Annotated in this window: 27 protein-coding genes; 24 read left to right on the top strand and 3 right to left on the bottom strand. The window is 53.7% G+C overall.

From position 1 onward, the window contains the following. Positions 1-90: 90 nt before the first annotated feature. The 4 genes from aroQ (at position 91) to KJW29_RS11945 (ending at position 3,620) form a co-directional block, all read left to right on the top strand. Entirely contained in the window at positions 91-537 is a 447-nt protein-coding gene (gene aroQ / locus KJW29_RS11960) for a type II 3-dehydroquinate dehydratase (protein WP_087567100.1), read from the top strand. A 21-nt stretch (positions 538-558) separates the two neighbouring features. Further along, positions 559-1,632: a M24 family metallopeptidase gene (locus tag KJW29_RS11955; RefSeq protein ID WP_281426353.1), complete on the top strand. Its 1,074-nt coding sequence runs from the start codon at positions 559-561 to the stop codon at positions 1,630-1,632. Between the two features lie 27 nt (positions 1,633-1,659). Beyond that, positions 1,660-2,217, top strand: coding sequence for an elongation factor P (gene efp / locus KJW29_RS11950; RefSeq protein ID WP_108996232.1), 558 nt, complete (start codon positions 1,660-1,662; stop codon positions 2,215-2,217). A 149-nt stretch (positions 2,218-2,366) separates the two neighbouring features. After that, positions 2,367-3,620: an aspartate kinase gene (locus tag KJW29_RS11945; RefSeq protein ID WP_214629931.1), complete on the top strand. Its 1,254-nt coding sequence runs from the start codon at positions 2,367-2,369 to the stop codon at positions 3,618-3,620. A 92-nt stretch (positions 3,621-3,712) separates the two neighbouring features. Here the strand turns inward: KJW29_RS11945 and KJW29_RS11940 are convergent, their stop codons facing one another. From KJW29_RS11940 to comA, 3 genes are all read right to left on the bottom strand, one after another. Beyond that, positions 3,713-4,174 (bottom strand): DUF441 domain-containing protein, encoded by a 462-nt coding sequence (locus KJW29_RS11940; protein ID WP_087567302.1) that lies wholly within the window; start codon positions 4,172-4,174, stop codon positions 3,713-3,715. Between the two features lie 151 nt (positions 4,175-4,325). Next, positions 4,326-5,039, bottom strand: coding sequence for a 2-phosphosulfolactate phosphatase (locus KJW29_RS11935; RefSeq protein WP_214629930.1), 714 nt, complete (start codon positions 5,037-5,039; stop codon positions 4,326-4,328). A gap of 183 nt (positions 5,040-5,222) precedes the next feature. Then, positions 5,223-6,050 carry a phosphosulfolactate synthase gene (comA, locus tag KJW29_RS11930; RefSeq protein WP_261800106.1) on the bottom strand — a complete coding sequence of 276 codons (828 nt, stop codon included), beginning with the start codon at positions 6,048-6,050 and terminating at the stop codon, positions 5,223-5,225. A 159-nt stretch (positions 6,051-6,209) separates the two neighbouring features. Here comA and KJW29_RS11925 point away from each other — a divergent pair, with 159 nt between their 5' ends. From KJW29_RS11925 to dxs, 20 genes are all read left to right on the top strand, one after another. After that, a complete protein-coding gene (locus tag KJW29_RS11925) occupies positions 6,210-6,476 on the top strand; it encodes a YqhV family protein (RefSeq protein WP_179215434.1) in 267 nt (88 codons plus the stop codon). A gap of 100 nt (positions 6,477-6,576) precedes the next feature. Beyond that, a complete protein-coding gene (gene spoIIIAA, locus KJW29_RS11920; RefSeq protein ID WP_214629929.1) occupies positions 6,577-7,608 on the top strand; it encodes a stage III sporulation protein AA in 1,032 nt (343 codons plus the stop codon). After that, a complete protein-coding gene (gene spoIIIAB / locus KJW29_RS11915) occupies positions 7,605-8,123 on the top strand; it encodes a stage III sporulation protein SpoIIIAB (RefSeq protein ID WP_214629928.1) in 519 nt (172 codons plus the stop codon). Before spoIIIAA ends, spoIIIAB begins: the two co-directional genes overlap by 4 nt. Before the next feature lie 14 nt (positions 8,124-8,137). Then, positions 8,138-8,341, top strand: coding sequence for a stage III sporulation protein AC (spoIIIAC, locus tag KJW29_RS11910; RefSeq protein WP_068686620.1), 204 nt, complete (start codon positions 8,138-8,140; stop codon positions 8,339-8,341). A gap of 9 nt (positions 8,342-8,350) precedes the next feature. Further along, complete coding sequence (gene spoIIIAD / locus KJW29_RS11905) at positions 8,351-8,746, top strand: stage III sporulation protein AD (protein WP_214629927.1); 396 nt, start codon at positions 8,351-8,353, stop codon at positions 8,744-8,746. 8 nt (positions 8,747-8,754) lie between these two features. Continuing rightward, complete coding sequence (gene spoIIIAE, locus KJW29_RS11900; RefSeq protein ID WP_246608697.1) at positions 8,755-10,008, top strand: stage III sporulation protein AE; 1,254 nt, start codon at positions 8,755-8,757, stop codon at positions 10,006-10,008. A 34-nt stretch (positions 10,009-10,042) separates the two neighbouring features. Further along, a complete protein-coding gene (spoIIIAF, locus tag KJW29_RS11895) occupies positions 10,043-10,753 on the top strand; it encodes a stage III sporulation protein AF (RefSeq protein WP_246608839.1) in 711 nt (236 codons plus the stop codon). A 67-nt stretch (positions 10,754-10,820) separates the two neighbouring features. Continuing rightward, positions 10,821-11,450, top strand: a complete 630-nt coding sequence (spoIIIAG, locus tag KJW29_RS11890; RefSeq protein ID WP_214629925.1) for a stage III sporulation protein AG — start codon at positions 10,821-10,823, stop codon at positions 11,448-11,450. Between the two features lie 48 nt (positions 11,451-11,498). Continuing rightward, positions 11,499-12,104, top strand: coding sequence for a SpoIIIAH-like family protein (locus KJW29_RS11885; RefSeq protein ID WP_214629924.1), 606 nt, complete (start codon positions 11,499-11,501; stop codon positions 12,102-12,104). Between the two features lie 507 nt (positions 12,105-12,611). After that, a complete protein-coding gene (accB, locus tag KJW29_RS11880; RefSeq protein WP_087567087.1) occupies positions 12,612-13,112 on the top strand; it encodes an acetyl-CoA carboxylase biotin carboxyl carrier protein in 501 nt (166 codons plus the stop codon). A 27-nt stretch (positions 13,113-13,139) separates the two neighbouring features. Beyond that, the gene (gene accC / locus KJW29_RS11875; RefSeq protein ID WP_214629923.1) at positions 13,140-14,510 is read left to right on the top strand and encodes an acetyl-CoA carboxylase biotin carboxylase subunit; all 1,371 of its coding nucleotides are present in this window, start codon (positions 13,140-13,142) and stop codon (positions 14,508-14,510) included. A gap of 305 nt (positions 14,511-14,815) precedes the next feature. Then, the gene (locus KJW29_RS11870) at positions 14,816-15,223 is read left to right on the top strand and encodes an Asp23/Gls24 family envelope stress response protein (RefSeq protein WP_214629922.1); all 408 of its coding nucleotides are present in this window, start codon (positions 14,816-14,818) and stop codon (positions 15,221-15,223) included. Between the two features lie 93 nt (positions 15,224-15,316). Beyond that, positions 15,317-15,874 carry an alkaline shock response membrane anchor protein AmaP gene (gene amaP / locus KJW29_RS11865; RefSeq protein WP_214629921.1) on the top strand — a complete coding sequence of 186 codons (558 nt, stop codon included), beginning with the start codon at positions 15,317-15,319 and terminating at the stop codon, positions 15,872-15,874. A 13-nt stretch (positions 15,875-15,887) separates the two neighbouring features. Further along, positions 15,888-16,118, top strand: coding sequence for a DUF2273 domain-containing protein (locus KJW29_RS11860; protein WP_214629920.1), 231 nt, complete (start codon positions 15,888-15,890; stop codon positions 16,116-16,118). 115 nt (positions 16,119-16,233) lie between these two features. After that, complete coding sequence (gene nusB, locus KJW29_RS11855) at positions 16,234-16,677, top strand: transcription antitermination factor NusB (RefSeq protein ID WP_087567300.1); 444 nt, start codon at positions 16,234-16,236, stop codon at positions 16,675-16,677. Between the two features lie 69 nt (positions 16,678-16,746). Beyond that, positions 16,747-17,607 (top strand): bifunctional methylenetetrahydrofolate dehydrogenase/methenyltetrahydrofolate cyclohydrolase FolD, encoded by an 861-nt coding sequence (gene folD, locus KJW29_RS11850; RefSeq protein WP_214629919.1) that lies wholly within the window; start codon positions 16,747-16,749, stop codon positions 17,605-17,607. 5 nt (positions 17,608-17,612) lie between these two features. Next, positions 17,613-18,962, top strand: coding sequence for an exodeoxyribonuclease VII large subunit (xseA, locus tag KJW29_RS11845; protein WP_214629918.1), 1,350 nt, complete (start codon positions 17,613-17,615; stop codon positions 18,960-18,962). A 5-nt stretch (positions 18,963-18,967) separates the two neighbouring features. Beyond that, positions 18,968-19,222 (top strand): exodeoxyribonuclease VII small subunit, encoded by a 255-nt coding sequence (xseB, locus tag KJW29_RS11840; protein ID WP_373271260.1) that lies wholly within the window; start codon positions 18,968-18,970, stop codon positions 19,220-19,222. A 3-nt stretch (positions 19,223-19,225) separates the two neighbouring features. Beyond that, positions 19,226-20,146: a polyprenyl synthetase family protein gene (locus tag KJW29_RS11835; RefSeq protein ID WP_425517524.1), complete on the top strand. Its 921-nt coding sequence runs from the start codon at positions 19,226-19,228 to the stop codon at positions 20,144-20,146. A gap of 161 nt (positions 20,147-20,307) precedes the next feature. Continuing rightward, positions 20,308-22,206: a 1-deoxy-D-xylulose-5-phosphate synthase gene (gene dxs / locus KJW29_RS11830; RefSeq protein WP_214629917.1), complete on the top strand. Its 1,899-nt coding sequence runs from the start codon at positions 20,308-20,310 to the stop codon at positions 22,204-22,206. Positions 22,207-22,212: the final 6 nt, after the last annotated feature.

Genomic DNA, 22,212 nt, shown 5'->3' with positions numbered 1-22,212 from the left:
ACATAGCGCTTCTCAAGCGGCGGGCATTTGTGGTAAAATGTCTAATGATTCAGGCGCTAGAGGTGAGCTAGCCGCATGGGAGGAACCGCAATGCGCAATATCGCAGTGTTCAACGGTCCGAATTTGAATATGCTCGGCATTCGAGAGCCGGGCGTTTACGGCAACAATTCCTTGTCTGCTATCGAAGAAATGATTGCGGACAAGGCGAAGGAGCTCGGCGTGGAGGTAACTTGCTTCCAGACCAATCACGAAGGGGAAATGATCGATCGAATCCATGCGACCTATGGGAAGATGGACGGAATTATTATTAATCCCGGAGCCTGGACGCATTACAGCTATGCCCTGCGAGACGCGTTAAGCGCGGTATCGTTGCCGATCGTCGAGGTTCATCTGTCCAACATTCATAAGAGAGAGCCGTTCCGACATGTGTCGGTAGTGGCGCCGATCGCGTTTGGCCAAATTGCGGGCTTCGGAGCCATCGGTTATACGTTGGCGCTGGAAGCGCTTGTGCATGAGCTGAACCGCGAAGGCGCATAAGCGTAAAGGGAGTGACAACAAATGGGTATGGAGAGATTGAACCGTCTTCGGAAGCTTATGGAAGAAAGCCGGCTTGAAGCTTTGTTAATCGCAAGCTCGCATAACCGGAGATACATAAGCGGATTTACCGGAAGTTCGGGTTATGTGCTTGTGACCAGCGACAAGGCTGTTCTGCTGACGGATTTCCGTTATCGCGTTCAAGCGGCGGAGCAAGCCAAAGGGCTCGACGTCATCGAGCATGGCACCAGTCCGCTGGACGAAGTCAGAGAGCTTCTAAAAGGATGGGGCATAGGCAAGCTTGCCTTTGAACAGGAGCATGTTACGTTCGCTGAGCATGTCCGCTGGAGCACGTTGCTTAAGGACATCACGCTCGTACCTGCCGAAGGTTTAATCGAGAAGCTGCGGATGATAAAGGACGAATCGGAGCTTGCGATTATGCAAGAAGCAGCCGACCTGGCGGATCGTACCTTCACCTATATTACAGGGCTCATTCGCAGCGGCATGCGCGAGACCGACGTAGCGCTGGAGATGGAAGTGTACATGCGCAGCAACGGCGCGACCAGCTCTTCCTTCGATACGATCGTTGCATCGGGAGAACGCTCCGCACTGCCGCACGGCGTGGCAAGCGAGCGTGTGATCGGTACGAACGAATTTATCAAGCTGGACTTCGGCGCCTATTACAAAGGTTATTGCTCCGATCTGACGCGTACGGTCGTTATCGGGCAGCCGACGGACAAGCACCGCGAAATTTACAACATCGTACTGGAAGCTCAGCTTCATGCGCTCGCGAACATTCGTCCCGGCATGACGGGATTGGAAGCCGACGCGCTTGCGCGCAATATCATTACGAAATACGGCTATGGAGACATGTTCGGTCATGGCACCGGCCACGGTCTTGGCATGGAGATTCACGAATCTCCGCGTTTGTCGAGGCTTAGCGACACGATTTTAACCCCCGGTATGACTGTAACGGTGGAACCCGGCATCTACTTGCCCGGCTTCGGCGGAGTAAGGATCGAGGACGACATCGTTATAACGGATTCCGGCATTAAAATATTAACCTCATCCCCGAAAGAGCTTATCTGCCTGGGATAGGAATTTTCATTCAGGAGGGAATCAGCAATGATTTCAGTAAACGATTTTAAGACAGGCCTTACGGTTCAAGTGGACAACGACATCTTCACAGTGCTTGACTTCCAACACGTGAAACCTGGCAAAGGCGCGGCCTTCGTACGCTCCAAGCTGAAGAACCTCCGCAATGGCAACGTCGTTGAAAAGACATTTCGCGCAGGCGAAACGATCGGCCGCGCTCAAATCGAAAACAGAGCCGTGCAATACCTCTACAACTCCGGTTCCGAGTACACGTTCATGGACAACGAGACATTCGACCAGTTCAATCTGGAGAAAGATCAGTTGGAATGGGAGCTTAACTTCCTGAAGGAAAACATGAACGTTAACATCTCCAGCTACCAAGGCGAAATCCTTGGGATCCAAATGCCGAACAGCGTAGAGCTGGCCGTTACGGAAACAGAGCCTGGCGTAAAAGGCAACACGGCGCAAGGCGCAACGAAAACCGCGAAGGTGGAGACTGGCCTTAACGTTCAAGTGCCGCTCTTTATTAATGAAGGCGACGTTCTGCTTATCGATACGCGCGAAGGCAAATACATTTCCCGCGCATAAAATGGCAGTCAACGCTTGCGAACCGTCCGGCTTTGTCGGGCGGTTTTTGTTTGTCGAAAATTGATGCGGGAAAGTATGTTCATAGGCAAGCAGGCTGTGTTATAATATGATCTTGTATGTATATGTCAAGGTTGGGGAGTGAATCAGCTTTGTCTTTGGTCGTGATGAAGTTTGGAGGCAGTTCCGTAGGGACGCCAGAGAGAATGCAACGTGTAGCGAAACGTATTATCGAGAAGCAGCAAGAAGGCAACGACGTCGTCGTGGTTGTGTCCGCCATGGGCGATACGACGGACGACCTGATTGATCAATCGAAGACTTTGAACCCGAATCCTCCTGCTCGCGAGATGGATATGCTGATGACGGTCGGCGAGCAGATTTCGATCGCTTTATTGTCTATGACTGTTCATGGTTTGGGCGGCAAGGCCGTTTCGTTTACAGGCTGGCAAGCCGGCATGCGGACGGATGCGGTTCATGGCAAAGCCAAAATTATCGATATAGATGGAAGTCGCGTGTTCAAGGCGCTCAAGGAAGGCAATGTCGCCATCGTCGCAGGATTCCAGGGCACAAGCGAAGAAGGCGATATTACGACGCTTGGCAGAGGCGGCTCCGATACGACGGCCGTGGCGCTGGCTGCCGCGCTTAAAGCCGATGTATGCGAAATTTATACCGACGTAGACGGCGTCTACTCGACGGATCCGCGTGTCGTTAAGAACGCGCGCAAGCTGGAAGAAATTTCGTACGACGAAATGCTGGAGCTTGCTCATCTTGGCGCGGCGGTTCTGCATCCGCGCGCGGTGGAATATGCGAAACATAACAACGTGCGGTTGGTCGTTCGTTCCAGCTTTACCTATAACGAAGGGACAAGTGTGAAGGAGGAAGCAGTTATGGAGCAAGGCGTGGTCGTGCGGGGCATCGCATTTGATAAAAACGTGGCAAGAATCAGCATTCTAGGCGTTGAGGACGTTCCAGGCGTGCTCGCGAACGTATTCGGCGCGCTTGCAGCCGAAAGCATCGATGTTGATATTATCGTGCAAAGCGGCGTGGCGGACGGCAAGGCCGACTTCTCGTTCACCGTCTCCGGCGATGATCGAGAGAGAGCTATCGCCGTTATCGAAAACAATCGTGCCGAGGTGCCGTTCCGCGAAACGAATTCGGAGAGCGGATTGGTCAAGGTATCCATCGTTGGAGCAGGTATGGTCAGCAACCCTGGAGTTGCCGCTACGATGTTCAAGGCTATCTCCTCGATCGGCGTCAGCATCAAGATGGTCAGCACATCGGAGATTAAAGTATCCTGCGTCATCCACTCAGAGCCGCTTGCCGATGTCGTTCGTGCGCTTCACACGGCATATGGCCTCGACACGACTGAACAAGTTTTTGTCGGCGGTCCATCGGAACGCAGATAAGCAATAGCTGCAAAAAGAGGGCGCCATCCAGGCTGTTATCAGCTTGGGTGGCGCCCTTGTTGATTATTCGGTATCAATATCAATATGTAAGGTCAGGATTCTCCGCTTAGCATTTGAAACAGCTTATACAAGATGGCGGTAATGCCGGCCGCCATTAACGGCCCCACCGGTATGCCTCGCAGTACGACGATGCCGACGATGGAACCAAGCACTAGTCCTACGATAATTTGAGGATCGATACGAAGCAGATCAAGACCCTTGCTATTAATATAGGTCGCTGCAGCTCCGCCGATCAGGGCGAGAATGCCTTGCCACGAAGTGAGCACGCTGCTAAAGTCCTTCCATCCGATTTTCCCCGCCGCGAACGGCACAAGCACGCTGAGCGTCAGGAAAAGAAGGCCGAGCTCCAAGCCGCGGCGTTCGATGCCGGGGAGGAACCTCTCCAGATGAACAAGCTTGATCGCCAGCAATATGCAGGCCGCTGTCGCGATGATGGACGAGCGGCCGACGACACCTACAATGATTAAAGCTACCAATATGATTTGACCTGTCATCTTGATATGCTCCCATTCCCAAGCGGATTGAACGGCCCCTACAAATATAAGTTCAAAAGTTCGGTTTTGAACAACCTCTTTAAGCGCCTACAATCATTATATGGACGGGCTGAGATCAATATGTCAATCTTCTTGGAACTGCACAGCGATTCTATCGCCGCAGAACAAGTACATCGCCGACGAGGTACGGAACCTCCTGTAACGTATTTACTCTCGCGCAATAGGTTATATCGTTCTTCTGTCCTAGCTTTAACAGACGTTTCCCGGAGGCGCTGTTCATTAAGATCGTCTCCATGCGATTGCGATTATCTTCGTACAAGGATTCCATTGCGGTACCGAAGTCGTCCGTCTCTAAAGAGGCGGCTCCCGGCTTGCGCAGATGATGCAGAAGCAGGCCTGCGCATAAGCCATCCTCGATCGCGAATTCGTCATGGCTTCCCGCGCACATGATGATGATGTCGCGCCTAAGCTCCAGCGCGAATGCCGCACACGCTTCGGCGTTCAAGAGCGAGGCTGCAATGACGTGATCGGCTCTCGTAGATTTATGAATGGCCCTGGTCCCATTTGTCGTCGTCAGAATGACTTTGCGTCCATTTACGGTATCAGAGTTGTACTCGGATGGAGAATTGCCTAAGTCGAACCCGGCGATCCGGCGGCAAAAGCGCTCTCCGCCAAGCAGATCTCCGGGGCGGTGCAACGACTTTGCGTCCATGACGGTCTCCGCGGGCAAGACGCTCGCCGCTCCGGCAGACAGCGCGGCAACAATGGTGCTGGTCGCTCTAAGCACGTCGATGACGATAGCGGTCTTGTGATGGAACTTCGCGGCGCAAGCTTCGTTAACACTGGATATGACTTGAACCATCATGACGGATGTCCTTCTTTCTTAGGGCGTATCTGAATACTCCGAGGGGAGCAGATTTTGCCGAATTTTCGTTCCATGCAAGGAACTTTTGTGAAGGCGTTACCTAAGGCTACGTCAAGCAAAAGTGACGAAGCAGGGGGCGGAAAGGCGGTGAAAGATGCCCCTGAGCGGGTTTTCAGACACGACCTAGATCATATAATCGATTTCATAGACATGGCGTCCCAGATGGAAAGTGTCGGAGCGAAGTCCCCGTCTCATCGCTTCAAGCGCAAGCGCATCCCCGGGCGCAATGTTGCCCAGATGGACCGCTGGCCCGAATTGCCGCAGCAGTTCGACCTGCTGGCTCTTGAGCGGAGCTTCCCACATCAGCTTGCCGGCATGCTCCACTCTTTTGAGAACGCTCTCCAGCACAGCCTCCTTGCATTGCCCCTTCTCGTCGAAAAGGCCGACATTAAGGCCGGATTCCCGTGCTTCTACAGTCACGAGCTCCGCACCTGCTTCCCAGTCGCAATGCGCCGTGAAGGCCAGCTCTTCCGGATCTATGACGGATCCCTCGGCCTTCTTGCCGTATTCAGTTGTAACGATAAAACCTCTGCGAACACATTCCTTTATTAGCGAGGTGCGACGAATTCGATTCAGATCGATTGTACCGTCTGATATTTCGATCCCGGTAAAGCCGAAATGCTGCACGGTGTCCAGAAATTCGCGGGTAACGTTCTGCTTGATGGCGGCTTCCAGCAACGTTCCTCCGGGCAACGTTACGATGCCATGCTCGCTAGCCATTCGAAGCTTTTGCCTGAGCAGCTCGGAATCATAAAGAACCGACGTTCCGAATGCAAGCTTGAGCATGTCGACGTAAGGGCTTGACACTTGGAGAAAATCAGTGAGGCTATGGAGTCCAAGTCCTTTGTCAATCACCATTGTCTTGCCAAGTTGCAGTCTGCGGTCTCTTCCTCTAATGCCGCTAGGGTCCTTTAATAGCTGATGCCAGTTGTCTGATACAGCAGTTCTCATCATGTTCGTCTCCTTCGGTGCTTCTCGCAGGATGAATTTCCGGTACAACATTGATTCACTATATGCGGGTGGTCTTGGGCTGGTGTCCGGCATGAAAAGAAGAGAAGCGCGCATATAATGGGACAAGAAATCCAAGACCCTTTGAGGAGGAATCATGCTGTGATAAACAAAATCGTGATGACAATGGCGTCTTTGCGCTTGATGTCGGGCACCATTGAAATATGCGCGGCGCTGCTGATGCTGCGTCTCAATCAAATCGACAAGGCGCTTGTCGTTAATTCGTCGCTTGCCCTTGTAGGTCCGCTCGTCCTGATCGCAACGACGACGATCGGCTTGGTCGGATTGTCGGATAAACTGTCTCCGTCCAAATTTATTTGGGTGGCGGTCGGCGTCTGTTGTCTGATGATCGGAATTTTAAAGAAATAGTAGAGTCGAACTCTAGCAATAAGAGAGAAGCTTTGCATATTGTCCCAGAGACAAGCATACATATGTAACGATCAAGGACAAACATCCGGGAGTGAGAAGAATGCTTGCACAGGTGTCGCATCTGCTGCCGCTGGAGCTGAAGCGTCTGCTCGAGGGATTGCCCGCGGATATCAAGGGGCAGCTCGAGGAAATTCGCATTCGCGAGAATCGTCCGCTTGAGATCGCCTATGGAGGTAACAGTCGGTTCATCACCGCGGATTCGGGCATATTGCAAGATGCAGAAGGCGCGGTGAAGCCAACGGCTGAGCAATGCAGAAAGCTGCTGGAGAGAATAACGAATTATTCGTTGTACGCCATGGAAGAAGAGCTTCGCAGAGGCTACATAACCGTATCGGGCGGTCATCGGATCGGACTAGCTGGGAGAACCATACTGGACGGAGGCATTGTTCGGGGCATTCGAGACATCGGCGGCTTCAACATCCGGATTGCCAGGGAAGTCATTGGCGCTTCCGTCCACCTGCTTCCCAAGCTGCTGGATCGTACGCGGCAGTCGATCGGGTCGACGCTCATTCTGGCGCCGCCGCAGCAAGGGAAGACGACATTGATACGTGATCTGGCCCGTGCAATCAGCTATGGCGCCTGGACAGGCATGACAGGGATGAAGTGGCGGGGAAGGAAGGTAGGCATCGTAGACGAAAGATCGGAGATTGCAGCCTGCGTCCGAGGAATTCCTACCTTCGACATTGGCCCTCGAACGGATGTCATGGACGCTTGTCCCAAAGCTGAGGGGATTATGATGCTGTTGCGGTCGATGTCGCCGGAGGTGCTCGTTGTCGATGAGGTTGGCCGGCCGGAAGACGCAGACGCCATACGCGAAGCAAGCCATGCCGGGGTGGCGATTATTGCAACCGCCCATGCTTATGACATGCAGGATGCGAAGGGCAGGCCGGAGTTGAACAAGCTGATTCAAGACGGCACATTCGCCCAGATCGTCGAGCTTAAGCGTACGAAGGAAGGAGTCATGCACAGAGTCGTCAGACTTGGCAACTCGCCTAATACGCCGTCCGTCGGTTTGGAGACGGGAGAGCAAAGCATGCTTAGCTTCGCTTCCCGCCAGCGGGATGAGCCATGATCGGGGTGCTGGGCGCCATGTTGATTATCGTGGCGGGCACGTTGATCGGCTTCCAGCAAGCGGCGCGATTCGCGGAGCGGCCGAAGCAGCTTAGACAGCTCTCGCATGCCCTGCAGCGGCTTGAGACCGAGATCGGTTACGGGCATACGCCTTTGCCGGAGGCGCTGGAGAGAACGGCATCGGCGACTCCGCCGCCGATCTCCCCCCTTTTGCGAAGCGCGGCCGAAGGGGTATGGAGGGCGGAAGGGCCAACGTTTCAGGAGAGCTGGAGCGCCGCGGTTAAGCTGCATTGGAGGGACACGGCCATGAAGACCGCAGAGATGGGAGTTCTGATCCGACTGGGAACGACGCTTGGCATTAGCGACAAGGAGGATCAGATGAAGCATCTTCGGCTCGCCCTGTCCCAGCTGAAAGCGGAAGAAGAGTCCGCGCGAGACGATCAAGCCCGTTACGAGAAGATGTGGAAGAGCCTTGGCGTATTGCTGGCTGTACTGATCGTCATTTTGATGGTGTAAGAGGTGCGCTGCTTATGAATATCGATGTGAGCGCCATATTCCAGATTGCGGGGATCGGCATTATTATCGCCATGATCCACTCCGTGCTGAAGCAGATGGGGAAGGAAGATATGGCGCATTGGGTAACGGTTATCGGATTTGTTGTTGTGTTGTTCATGGTGGTCCGCCTATTAAACGAACTTTTCCAAGAAATAAAGACGATCTTTCTGTTCCAGTAGGTGAACGCGTTGGAAATGATTCAAATCATCGGTCTCGGCTTAATCGCAACGGTGCTGATTCTCGTCATCCGGGAACAGAAACCCATGTTCGCCTTCTTATTGGCGGCGTTCACGGGATTGTTCATCTTCCTGTACGTCATCGGCAAGATCGAAGCGGTCATCACGGTGCTTGAAGATTTGGCCGGCAAGTCGGGCATCCCATCCATTTATCTGAAGACGGTGCTCAAAATTATCGGAATCGCGTATATCGCGGAATTCGGAGCGCAGATCGTAAGGGACGCGGGTCTGGAGAGCATCGCTTCAAAAATCGAATTTGCCGGCAAAATATTCATTCTCGTAATGGCGGTTCCCATCATTAACGTTATCGTCGAGACGGTCATCGGACTATTGCCGGCGGGGAGCTGAATGAGGAGATGACAGGATCAGGACCCCGTGCAAGGGCCAAGCTGCTGCTTATGATTTTCCTGATTGCTCTGGCCTTCCAACTGGTGCCGGCCGTCCTTCAGGCAGACGCTTCCGCGGTGTCGTTGACCGAAGAAGGCAAAGAAGGCAGGAGACAAGATGGGACAACTGCCGCAACGGATGCGATGACGAAGGATCAGCTTGCCGGAGTCGACACGGAGGGCGTTGAGGCGTACTGGAGCAAGCTGAGCAGCGAATACGGAGGATTCTTCCCCGAGGGTAAGATGCCGACATTCCGCGAGATGCTGCTTCCAGGAGGCGGCTTTAAGCTGACGGACGTGCTGCAAGGCCTGGTTCGTTATCTGTGGCATGAAGTGCTCTACAATGGCAAGCTGCTTGTTACTATCGTCCTGCTGACCGTGTTCAGCATGGTGCTGGAGACGATGCAGTCGGCATTCGAACGAAGCGCGATCAGCAAGGTCGCGTACGCCATCACGTTCATGGTTCTCGTCATTATCGCGGTGAACAGCTTTCATGTCGCCATCGGTTATGCCAGAGATGCGATCGAAAGCATGATTACATTTATGCTGGCCATGGTGCCGCTGCTCTTGACGCTCCTGGCATCGATGGGCAGTCTCGTGACGGTGTCGGTGCTGCATCCGCTTATTATTTTTATGATCCATGCCGTAGGAACCGTCATTTACACGTTTGTTTTCCCGCTTCTGTTTTTCTCGGCCGTGCTGCATATCACAAGCGCGTTGTCCGAAAAGTTCAAAGTGACTCAGTTGGCGAATCTGCTCCGGAACGTCGCTGTCGGGGCTCTCGGCATCATGTTGACGATCTTCCTCGGCGTCATCTCGGTGCAAGGCGCGACAGGCGCCGTTACGGACGGGGTGACGCTGCGGACTGCGAAATTTGTCACGGGCAACTTCGTTCCCGTCGTCGGCCGAATGTTCTCGGATGCGGCGGATACCGTTATCTCCGCTTCCATGCTGGCAAAGAACGCAATCGGCATCGCGGGCGTCGTCGTCCTGCTGTTCCTGAGCGCATTCCCTGCACTGAAAATATTGACGCTTGCGCTCATCTACAATGTGGCGGCTGCCGTCATGCAGCCGCTCGGCGATTCGCCGATCGCGGATACGCTTCAGACAATCGGGAAAACGATGATCTACGTTTTCGCCGCGCTTGCCGCCGTAAGCCTGATGTTCTTTCTTGCCGTAACGATCATTTTGACGGCGGGCAATGCGGCGTTAATGACCAGATAAAGACGGATTTATTAAAGGAGGTGAGCGGAATGTGATGACTTGGCTCAGCGACTGGCTGCGGGACATTATTGCCGTCATTCTGCTGGCTGTGCTGGTCGAGCTGCTGCTGCCAAACAAGGCGATGCAGCGTTATGCCAGACTCGTTGTCGGTCTGTTCATCCTCCTGACCATTCTGTCTCCCTTGCTGCGGCTTTTCCAGGAGGATATCGGTTCCAAGCTGGACGCAAGCATCCAAATTTGGGATGAGCGCAAGATGGAGAGAAACGTGAAAATGCCAACGCTTCAGGAAATTGAGCGCAAAGCGGCCGAGCTTTCGGAACAGCGCGGTCAGGAGACCGCAAAGCTTGTGGAACGCACGCTGGAGAGCGGGATGCTGGCCGAGCTGCGAAAGAATGCCGGTAGTTCCATAGAGTCTGTGGATGTGGCGTTAGTTTGGGGAGAGAAGCGGGGAGAGAACGACGTACCGGACATCGGCGGGATTACGATCACGCTCAGAGCCATGCAGAGTTCGGAGAAGGAAGAGGAAGTGCCGGTTGCGGAAGAAGTGGAGGAAGTGCAGCAGGTGTCGGTGCAGGTGTCCGTAGAAGCATCGCCCGAACAAAAGGAGCAATCGGGCACTGGTTATCCAGGCACCCGGGATGAATACGCCGAAGTGAAAGGTCGCGCGGCAACGGAAATTCGGGATGTCATTTATCAAGGCTGGGGGGTGCATAGAGACCTCATTCTGATCAGGCAGCGCGCTTGACGACAGAATCCAGTTCAGGCACAGCTCGCTATACATGCAGGCATTCCCCTTGGGAGGTTGGGTAAACGTGGCAAAATGGCTGGAAAATTTGGAGGCGGCGGTCGGCGGCGGTCCCAGCGGCCCGAAGCGTGTCCGAACTCTTCGCATCCTGCTTATTGTTGGCGGGATCGGCGCCGCGCTGATGCTTATCAATTCGTTCCTGCCATATAAGGACGTGGAATCGTCGGCGCAGGATCCTAATCCGCCCCCGGCTGCCGAGGAGGCCTGGAATCAAAGCCAGGTTTTACATTCACCCTTCCAGCAGATCGAGCATGCACTGGAGACAAGGCTGGAGGAAATATTGGGCAAAATTGTCGGTGTCGGCTCGGTGGACGTTATGGTAACGGTCGATTCGACCGAGGAAATCGTCTTGGGCAGGCACAGTCAGGAGACGCAATCAAACACGGACGAGAATGACAAAAACGGGGGAACTCGCCAAATTACGTCTATCAGCCGGGATGGACAGGTCGTGTTATACGAGGTGTCCGGCGATCAGAAGCCGATCGTCACCAAAACAATCAATCCCAAGATACGGGGCGTTCTCATCGTTGCTCAAGGCGCAGAGAATACGACGGTCAGAAGGCTCATAACGAGCGCGGTAGAGAAAGGCGTCAGCGTCGCCGTGAACAGGATAGAAGTCGTGCCGCGCAAACAATAACAATGCAGTACCTATATGAACAAAAATAATATTTGGGAGGCTGTTTCCATGAACACAAAAAGACAAACGATTTGGTTAGTATCCATGTTAAGTCTGATGGTCGTCCTGTCCGCCTATTACCTGTTCACGCAGGATCTTAACGATGCCGACAAGCTGTCGGGCAACGGAGCGGAGACGGAAAATGTCTCCGAGGTTAACGGCGGAAGCGGCATCGTAGTTGATCAAGTCGATCAAGGAAATGGCGAGATAAGCGAGAAGGACAAAGAGGTATTGGCCGAGATGGAGCGTAACGGCATGGCTTCGAGCGGTTTGTTCGCAGATCTGATGTCGAAGCGCGAGGGACAATACGCGGAAGAGGAAGCGCGCATCTATGCCGTCATCGCGAACGTCGAATCCTCGGACGAGGAGTTCGCGGCGGCAACGAAGGAGATGGAATTGCTGGAAGACAAAAATTCGCGAATTACCAATCTGGAAATCGCGCTCCAGGACAAATACGAGATGGCGCTTATTTCGCCTGAGAACGATCGTTATAAAGTCGTGGTAACAAGCGACAAGCTGGAGAAGAAAGAAGCGGCCGGCATTATCGAGCAAGTCATGAAGACGCTGGAAGTCAAGCCGGAGCAAGTCACCGTGCAATACGTACCGGCGCCGTAATTTTCACGGCTTGCCAATCGCAATCCGCGCATCATCGGCACCAGGCCGCTGATGCGCGGATTTTTGCTCGGTTTTTCATACACTTTTGCCCTCGTGCCCCTGCCAACGTTGCATTGTACTCGGTTTTTCATACCCATTTGCCCTCGTGCCCCCGCCAACGTCGCATTGTACTCGGTATTTCATACCCATTTGCCCTCGTGCCCTCGCCAACGTCGCATTGTACTCGGTTTTTCATACACATTTGTCCTCGTGCCCCCCGCCAACGTCGCATTGTACTCGGTATTTCATACACATTTGCCCTCGTGCCCCCGCCAACGTCGCATTGTACTCGGTTTTTCATTGCAATGCAAAAATAAAGGTCCTATATAGAAGGTAATTGTCCGCAAACGGAGAATAATTCTAAGCATTGCATGTTGAAAAGCGTAATCCGACAAAAAAAAATTCGTGTTGGCGGCAATTTATGCTATAATACAAAACGTTATGTGAAGAAGAGGAGTGATTACGTTCATGTTCAAGTTGAGCGAAATTAAAGAATTGGTTAAACTTATTGACCAAACTTCCGTTCAAGAGCTGGAAATTGAAAACGAAGGAGCGCGTCTGCATATCCGCAAGCCGGGAAAAACCGAAGTGGTGAATGTGCAAGCGGCTCCAATTACGCATACATACTCCGCCGCGCCTGCCGCCACTCAGCCGTATACAGCGGCCGGACAGTCCGAAGCACAGCCAGCTGCCGCTGAGTCAGCAGCTCCCAAAGCCCCGGCTCCGGATCTGCACCAGATCGTATCGCCTATGGTCGGCACGTTCTACAGCGCGCCTTCTCCGGAAGCTGCAGCTTTCGTGAAAGCCGGCGACCGCGTGACCGAGAAGTCCGTCGTCTGCATTTTGGAAGCGATGAAGCTGATGAACGAGCTGGAGGCGGAAGTGAAGGGCGAGATCGTCGAAGTGCTCGTCGCCAATGGACAACTCGTCGAATACGGCCAACCGCTATTCCTTGTGAAAGCGGACTAACACTTCTCGTTCGAAAGGGGTTCCCACGTGAAATTCCACAAAATATTGATCGCGAACCGCGGAGAAATCGCGGTTCGAATTATTCGTGCCTGCCGCGAGCTCGGCATCTCTACCGTGGCCGTGTTCTCCGAAGCGGACAGAGACTCTCTCCATGTCAAGCTTGCCGATGAAGCTTATTGCATTGGGCCGACGTTATCCAAGGACAGCTACTTAAATTTCACGAGCATTATGAGCGTAGCGACGATAACCGAATGCGACGCCATTCATCCCGGGTACGGCTTCCTTGCCGAGAATGCCGACTTCGCGGAGATTTGCGAATCGTGCAATATTACGTTTATCGGACCTTCCGCGGATGCCATCAGCAAGATGGGGGACAAAGCCGTCGCGAAGCTGACGATGAAATCCGCCGACGTTCCCGTTATACCGGGCTCCGACGGCCTTATCGACAACCTCGACGAAGCTGTAGAGATAGCGAGAGCGATTGGTTATCCCGTCATTATTAAAGCCACTGCGGGCGGCGGCGGCAAAGGGATTCGCATCGCGGAGAACGAGGAATCGCTTATCAGCCAGATTACGACGGCTCAGCAAGAAGCGCAGAAGGCATTCGGCAACGCCGGCGTTTACCTGGAGAAATATTTGACGGGCATGAAGCACGTCGAGATTCAGATCATGGCGGACAAACACGGCAACGCGGTTCATTTGTTCGAGCGTGACTGCTCCGTGCAGCGCAGACGCCAAAAGCTCGTCGAAGAAGCGCCTTGCCCGGTTTTATCTCCTGAGTTGCGCGAGCGTATGGGAGCCGCCGCGGTTCGCGCGGCACTGGCCGTTGAGTACTCCGGCGCCGGCACCCTGGAGTTTCTCCTGGGCCAGGATGGCCAGTTCTACTTCATGGAGATGAATACGCGCATTCAAGTGGAGCATCCCGTTACGGAGATGATCACGAACGTAGATCTCATTAAGGAAATGATCAATGTTGCCGAAGGCAATCCGCTATCGTTCCGACAAGAGGATCTTAAGATTAATGGCTGGTCCATAGAGTGCCGGATCAACGCGGAGGATTCCGAGCGCAACTTCATGCCTTCCGCCGGCCATATCCCGTTCTATCTGCCTCCAGGCGGTGCGGGCGTGCGCGTGGACAGCGCGGTATATCCGGGCTACACCATTTCGCCGCATTACGATTCCATGATTGCCAAGCTGATCGTATGGGGCGCGACTCGGGAAGAAGCGATCGCGCGCATGAAGCGGGCGTTGTCCGAATTTGCCATCGAAGGCATTCGGACGACGATTCCTTTCCACATGAAGCTGTTAAGCCATCCCAAATTCATCCAGGGCGATTTCGATATCAAGTTTCTCGAGGAGCATGATATCAACGGTTCGGGAGCGGCGAACGGCGAATAATTATACAAGTACGAGTTCAAAAAATTCGGTTATCAGTACCGAGAAGATTGGATGAAGCTAGAACCTGAGGAGCGGAGCGTAGTGGAAGCTACGTGAGCACCGGAAGGTACGGCTGAATTCAATATTCGACGTCGAGTAAACTTCCAGAATTACTTCGTAATGGGAAGCGGATTTTTTGAACAACCTTTACAAGCAGGTTACGTTTGTCATAATTATTGCCTAATGTTATAGTATAGAAATAAGATGCGACATAAGGCTTGGCTTTCGCCGGGCCGCGCGCAACTTTAGGGAGGTGTACAACGAACATGAGTACGATCGCCGCGGATTATGAGAAAACAGAAATCGGTACGATTCAGATTGCCCCCGAGGTCATTGAAGTGATTGCAGGGCTTGCCGCCATCGAAGTAAAAGGCGTAGCCGGCATGAGCGGAGGTTTTGCTGGAGGAATTGCGGAGCTTCTCGGTCGCAAAAATCTGTCCAAGGGCGTCAAGGTGGAGGTTGGTCAGCGCGAAGCGGCCGTGGACGTGTCCATCATCGTGGAATACGGTCATAAGATTCCCGAGATCGCGTCCGGCATCCAGAACAACGTCAAGCGTTCTATCGAGATGATGACGGGCCTTAACGTTGTAGAAGTGAACGTACATATTCATGACGTACATTTCAAGTCGGCAGAGAGACCGGATGATGAGGATATCCATAATCGGGTCAAATAAAAAAGCATACATGCATTTGTACAACCCCCTTGTGATTGGGCATGCCGATCGGCCAGGGGGTTTTCATTCGCTCAGACGGGAGGATTGGCTGCATTGATCAAAGTTGTGGACAAGCTATTGTTGTTTCTTTACAGTCTGATCGTCGGCGTTATATCCATATTCTTTATGAGTCTCGGCTTCGGGTGGCTGACAAGCAGGATGCTGAGCGATCTGTTAACGGAGTTCTATCGGTCCAACGGCATACAGATCGGCACCGGCATCGCCGGCATCGTCATTCTGCTCCTGAGCTTCCGGTTCTTCATTCTGTCGCTGCATCGCGGCTCCATGTCGGCGCAATCCATCGATCAGCGCACGGAGTTCGGCGATATTCGAATCTCGATCGAGACAATCGAGAACCTGGCGCTAAAGACGGCGTCCAAGCAGCGCGGCGTAAAGGAATTGCGCGCGCGCGTGAGAGCGTCCGATTCGGGTCTCGAGATCGTGCTTCGCGCCGTGATCGACGGCGAGAGCTCCATTCCGGCTCTGACGGAGGACATTCAGCGGGCGGTAAAGGAGCACGTCGAAGACATTACCGGCATTCCGGTATCCAACGTGGCCGTATTTATCGCCAACGTGGTACAGGCAAACACGTTCAAGAGTCGCGTAGAATAGAGGTGGACGGCCGATGTGGAAGGAGATCTGGAGCGTCTATTGGAAACGAATCCTAGGCGCGGCAGCGGGGCTTTTCTGCAGTATTGTGTATTTGGCATTCGGGTTCTGGGACATGCTGTTCGTAGCGTTGCTCGTTTTTGCGGGTTATTGGTTCGGCAAGCAGAAGGAATCGAGCAATGGCCCGGTTATTCCATGGCAACGTATATGGGAGACGATCATGGACAGGTTCCGTCCCTTTCGATAATTGAGTGGTCTCCTCCGTTCATCGGAAGTCGGGTATCCGAATCCTTCCGTTAAGGGAGGAGATCATCGTTTTCATGGAGCAAATAATTAAGGAAGAAAAGATGCGGAGGATTGGCATGAAACGGAGATTGGCTAGGGAAATCGCGGTATCCAGCCTATACCAGATGGAAATGAATGAGGTAACGGCTGCGGAGGCCGTCGACATGATCATGGAGGAGCTGCGCCAGGATAACGAGCTCGGCGCGGATCCCAAGGAGATCGGCTCGACGGATGACTTCGCAAGGGAAATCGTGAACGGGGTCATCGCCCGCAAGTCGGAGATCGACGGGATGCTTCAGCAGTTCCTGACAGGCTGGCAAGTGGACAGGCTCTCGCGCGTAGACCGTCAGGTGCTGCGTCTGGCCTGTTACGAGATGGTGTTCAGGGATGATGTGCCGCCCAAGGCGGCGATTAACGAGGCGATCGAACTCGCCAAACATTTCGGCACGGAGGAATCCGGGAAATTCGTCAACGGCGTGTTGGGCAAGCTTCTGCTCGGAATCGACGAATTGAAGGCTTGATGGCGATTGTAATCGGCAGACGATATAAATCCGCTTAGGGCGGTTAACGAAAAAGGAGACGAGACGGACATGGGAGCGCATATCATTGATGGCAAAAAGATTTCGGAGCAAATTCGCGGAGAATGGCTGGAACAAATCGCCGAACTAAAGGAGAAAGGCATCGTTCCCGGACTTGCGGTCGTATTGGTTGGCGATGATCCCGCATCCAAGGTGTATGTCGGTTCCAAGGAAAAGGCTTGCATTCAGTTAGGCATCTACTCCGAAGTTCATCGTCTGCCGGGCGAAACGACAGAGGAGGCTCTGCTCGCTCTGATCGGTAAGCTTAACAACCAGGATTCGATTAACGGCATTCTCGTTCAGTTGCCTCTGCCGAAGCATATTAACGAGAAATCCGTCATTGACGCGATCAGCGTAGCAAAAGACGTAGACGGCTTCCATCCGGAGAGCGTCGGCAACTTGACGATCGGGGATGACAGCCTGCTGCCATGTACGCCCGCAGGCGTGATCGAGCTGATCAAACGCAGCGGCGTTGATATCGCAGGCAAACACGCTGTCGTCATCGGACGCAGCAATATCGTCGGCAAGCCGGTTGCCATGCTGCTTCTTCGCGAGAATGCGACCGTTACGGTATGCCACTCCCGTACGGCGGACATGGAGGGCATCGCGAAACAAGCCGATATTCTCGTTGTCGCGATCGGCAAGGCCAAAGCGATTGACAGTCGATATGTAAAGCCGGGCGCAGTCGTAATTGATGTCGGCATTAACAGACTGCCTGACGGCAAGCTGGCTGGCGACGTTGACTACGAGGACTGTCTGGAGACGGCGGGCTACATTACGCCTGTACCGGGCGGCGTTGGCCCCATGACCATCACGCTTTTGATGGGCAATACGATCAAGGCGGCTAAGAGGGCGAACGGAATCGGGGTGTAGTCCGCATGACGGCACAACCACGCGTTTACTCCGTCAAGGAACTCAATAAATACATTCGCATGAAGCTGGAAAGCGATATTGTGCTGGGCGACGTCTGGCTGCGCGGCGAAATCTCCAATTTCACCCATCATTCCAGCGGTCATATGTATTTCACCCTCAAAGATGAAGGCAGCCGGTTGAAATGCGTCATGTTCGCCTCGCATAACGCGAGGCTTCCTTTCATCCCAAGAGAAGGTGCCAAGGTGCTGGCCAGAGGCAATATTTCCGTCTTCGAACGGGATGGCAACTACCAATTTTATTGCATGGCGATGCAGCCGGACGGGATTGGCAGCTTGTATCTGGCCTTTGAGCAGTTAAAGGATAAGCTGGATCAGGAAGGTCTATTTGCAGCTTCCCGCAAGCGCTCTCTCCCTGCTTTTCCCAAAGCGATCGGAGTCATTACATCGCCTACTGGCGCAGCGGTCAGAGATATTACGACGACTCTTAAGCGAAGATACCCCATCATCCCGGTCTATGTCTATCCCGTGCTCGTGCAAGGAGCGGGAGCGGCCCCTGCTATCGTCAAAGCCATACAAGCGATGAATCGATTCGGCGAATGCGACGTATTAATTGTTGGTCGCGGCGGAGGATCGCTGGAGGAGCTGTGGGCGTTTAACGAAGAAGCCGTCGCGCGGGCGATCGCCGACTCCGCTATTCCTGTTATCAGCGCTGTCGGCCATGAGACTGATTATACGATATCCGACTTTGTCTCCGATTTGCGTGCGGCCACGCCAACGGCTGCAGCGGAGTTGGCGGTTCCGCATGTGGCGGAGCTCGGACAAGGTCTCGAGCGGTTGAAGCAGAGGCTGGACGGGGCGATGCGTCTCCGGCTTCGCAAGGATGCCGAGAGGCTGGAGCGGGCAAGAAGATCGCCGTTCTTCCGATATCCTCGCAAATATTTGCTGGAACAGGCTCAGCGTCTCGACAGGCTGCAGGAGCAGTTGCGCTCGCGGACGGAGCGGGTGGTCGTCCGCGAGAGGGCCAGACTCGACAAGCTTGGCAAGGGATTGGTCGCCAGACACCCCGGCGAACGCATCGCATTTTCGGCCAAGCGATTGGCGACGGCGGCTCACCGTTTGGAATTGGCAGCTTCCGGTTTAATAAAAGAGAAGAAGCAGCGGCTCGGCGCAGGAATCCGGCAGCTGGACGCGCTTAGTCCGCTAAAGGTAATGGCCCGCGGTTATGGTCTTGTCTATGACAACGAAGGCAAGACGCTGCTTAAGACTGTTCAAGGTACGCAAGAAGGCGATGAAGTGACAGTCAAGCTGTCGGATGGCAGTCTGGAATGCCGCGTATTATCGGTGAAAGGGGAGTGAGGCACGTGGCAGCAGTGAAAGAGGAAGAACTAAGCTTTGAAGGCGCAATGGATCGTCTGGAATCCATTGTAGCCCGTTTGGAAAATGGAGATGTGCCGCTCGAGACGGCGATTGAATTATTCCAGGAAGGAATGCGGTTGTCGCAGCTTTGCGGCGGGAAGCTGGAGCATGTCGAGCAACGAATCGAGTTGTTGCTTGAGTCGGAGCAAGGCTTTCAGAAAAAAACGTTTGCTTCCGCAAGCGAGGATAAAGGAGAATAACGTTTGGAAGCAAGGGATGCAACAGCTACAATTCGCGATTATTTGCAGCATAGCGCCAGCGAGACGCAAGCAGCGCTTGCCGGATCGCTTCCTGCCGGCTGGGATGTTCCGGGCAGGCTGAGGGAAGCTATGCATTATTCTCTGGATGCCGGCGGCAAGCGGATTCGCCCGGCGTTGGTTCTGACAGCAGCCGAAGCCGTTCGCGGATTCGCTTCCGACAGGGAAGCGGCTTTGACCGTTGCCTGCGCGGTAGAATACATACATACTTATTCCCTGATCCATGACGATTTGCCAGCTATGGACAACGACGATTTCCGCCGGGGCAAGCCGACGAACCATAAGGTGTTCGGCGAAGCCATGGCCATCCTGGCCGGGGACGCATTGTTGACCCACGCGTTCAAGCTGGTGGCAGATGCGGCCGCAAGAGGCGTATCGGCAGAGACGGCACTGGCTATATCCGGCGAGCTTGCCGTCCTGGCAGGCGCATCTGGCATGGTTGGCGGTCAAGTCGCAGACATGTTGGGAGAGCAAGGCATTACAGCGATACGCGAGCTGGAGTATATTCATCTCCACAAGACCAGCGATCTGATCATATTCGCCGTAAAGTCCGGCGCGAGGATCGGCGGGGCAAATGCCCGCCAACTGGAGCTTCTGGAGATATACGGCCGCAATATCGGGCTGGCCTTCCAGATTCAGGACGATATTTTGGATCTCGTTGGCGACGCCGAGAAGCTGGGCAAACCGACGAACAGCGACGTTGAGCAGAGAAAAGTGACTTATCCGTTCCTGATCGGAATGGAGGAAAGCAAGTCGCTCGTCGCAAGTCTCACCGAACAGGCGAAAACCGCCATCATCGAGGCCGAGCTCGCTGATCCTTCCAGATTACTGCAGATTGCCGATTATTTAGTGCATCGCGACCATTAATGGAGCTCTAGAAGTGCAAGTTCAAAAAGTTCGGAAGCGGACTTTTTGAACAACCTCTATTAGAGGTCTGTTTTGGCACATTCGACAACTATGTTATAATAGGTAAAATGTAGACGTTCATTGGACGGCGATCGTGCTGTCCTCGAAAGCGAGGAAATCATGTGCTGCTTGATCAAATTAGCGGACCAAAGGACTTAAAGGAATTGAACGTGGCGCAGCTGGAAGAGCTGGCTGGCGAAATCCGCCAGTTTCTCATCCAGAAGCTGTCCGTTACGGGCGGGCATTTGGCTCCGAATCTCGGTGTCGTCGAATTGACGCTGGCCATGCATTTTTTATTCCACAGCCCTGACGATAAATTTATCTTCGACGTTGGACATCAATCCTATGTTCATAAAATATTGACCGGCCGCATGGAACAATTCGATACTTTGCGCAAATACAAAGGACTGTGCGGCTTCGTGAAACGCTCCGAAAGCGAGCATGACGTCTGGGAGGCGGGCCATAGCAGTACATCCCTGTCAGCCGCAATGGGCATGGCGCTCGCCCGCGACCTTAAAGGCGATGACAACCGCGTTGTTGCCGTAATCGGCGACGGAGCCCTGACTGGCGGCATGGCGCTAGAAGCGCTTAACCATATCGGCCACGAGAAACGGAATATGATTGTTATTCTTAATGACAACGAAATGTCCATCGCTCCGAACGTAGGCGCGCTGCACCATTATTTGGGGAAAATCCGGACGGATCGCCATTACCAGAAGGCCAAGGACGAGCTTCAGCATCTGCTTAACAAAATTCCGGCAATCGGCGGGAAATTGGCCAAAACAGCGGAGCGTTTCAAAGACAGCCTGAAGTATTTGCTTGTAAGCGGCATTTTGTTCGAGCAATTCGGCCTGACCTACCTGGGACCCGTCGACGGACATGACATCGATGGTTTGCTGGACATTCTAAAGCAAGCGGATTCCATGCCGGGCCCTGTACTTGTGCATGTTATCACGGTAAAGGGCAAAGGTTATTCGCCCGCCGAAGCGGATTCGCACAAGTGGCACGGAGCTTCTCCGTACAAGATCGAATCCGGGCAGATGGTCAAAGCCGTCGGACCACCAATGTATACAAAGGTATTCGGCGACATGCTTATTCAGCTTGCGGAGCAGGATGAGCGCGTTGTTGCTGTAACGCCGGCAATGCCTGGCGGCTCCGGCCTGCTTGATTTCGCGGAGAAATTCCCGAATCGCATGATAGACGTCGGTATTGCCGAGCAGCATGCGGCAACATTGTCCGCCGCGCTTGCTCTGGAAGGACTTAAGCCGGTTTTCGCCGTATATTCGACCTTCCTGCAGAGGGCCTATGATCAAGTCGTTCATGATATTTGCCGCCAGAACCTGAATGTCGTTTTCGCAATCGACCGGGCCGGTTTCGTAGGGCCTGACGGCGAGACGCATCAGGGCGTATACGATATTTCGTTCCTGCGGCATGTGCCGAATCTTGTTATTATGATGCCCAAAGACGAAAATGAGCTTCGCCGCATGATGAAGACGGCGATTGATTATAACGACGGTCCGATCGCTGTCCGTTATCCGCGAATAAACGGAGTTGGCGTAGAACTTGACGCTCTTCCCGAACCTCTGCCGATCGGCAAATGGGAGTGGCTGCGCGAAGGAGACGGCAATGTTATTCTTGCTATCGGTCCAATGATCGGAGTGGCGGAGGAAGCGGCCGATCTGATGAAGCGCGAAGGCGTCTTGGTCGGTATCGTAAATGCCAGATTCATCAAGCCGCTGGATGAAGAGCTGTTGCTTGCTATCGCCGAGCAAGGCAATCGAATCATTGTGCTGGAAGAAGGAGCAGAGCTGGGCGGTTTCGGCAGTTCTGTACTCGAATTTTATTCCCGGAAGGGACTTTACGAAGTACCTGTTCGCATCATTGGCGTGCCGGATCTATTTGTGGAGCACGGCTCCATCGAGCAGCAGCGCGAGGAAGTCGGCTTGACGGCCGAACACGTCGCCGCTGAGCTCCGCGCCATGAATCCGAGACGCATGAAACGCGTTACAGGGCAGGCATAAGGGCAA

The sequence above is a fragment of the Paenibacillus agaridevorans genome (genome assembly GCF_018604145.1).
GTDB classification, from domain to species: domain Bacteria; phylum Bacillota; class Bacilli; order Paenibacillales; family Paenibacillaceae; genus Pristimantibacillus; species Pristimantibacillus agaridevorans.
This window is presented reverse-complemented; position numbering and strand designations above follow the sequence as displayed.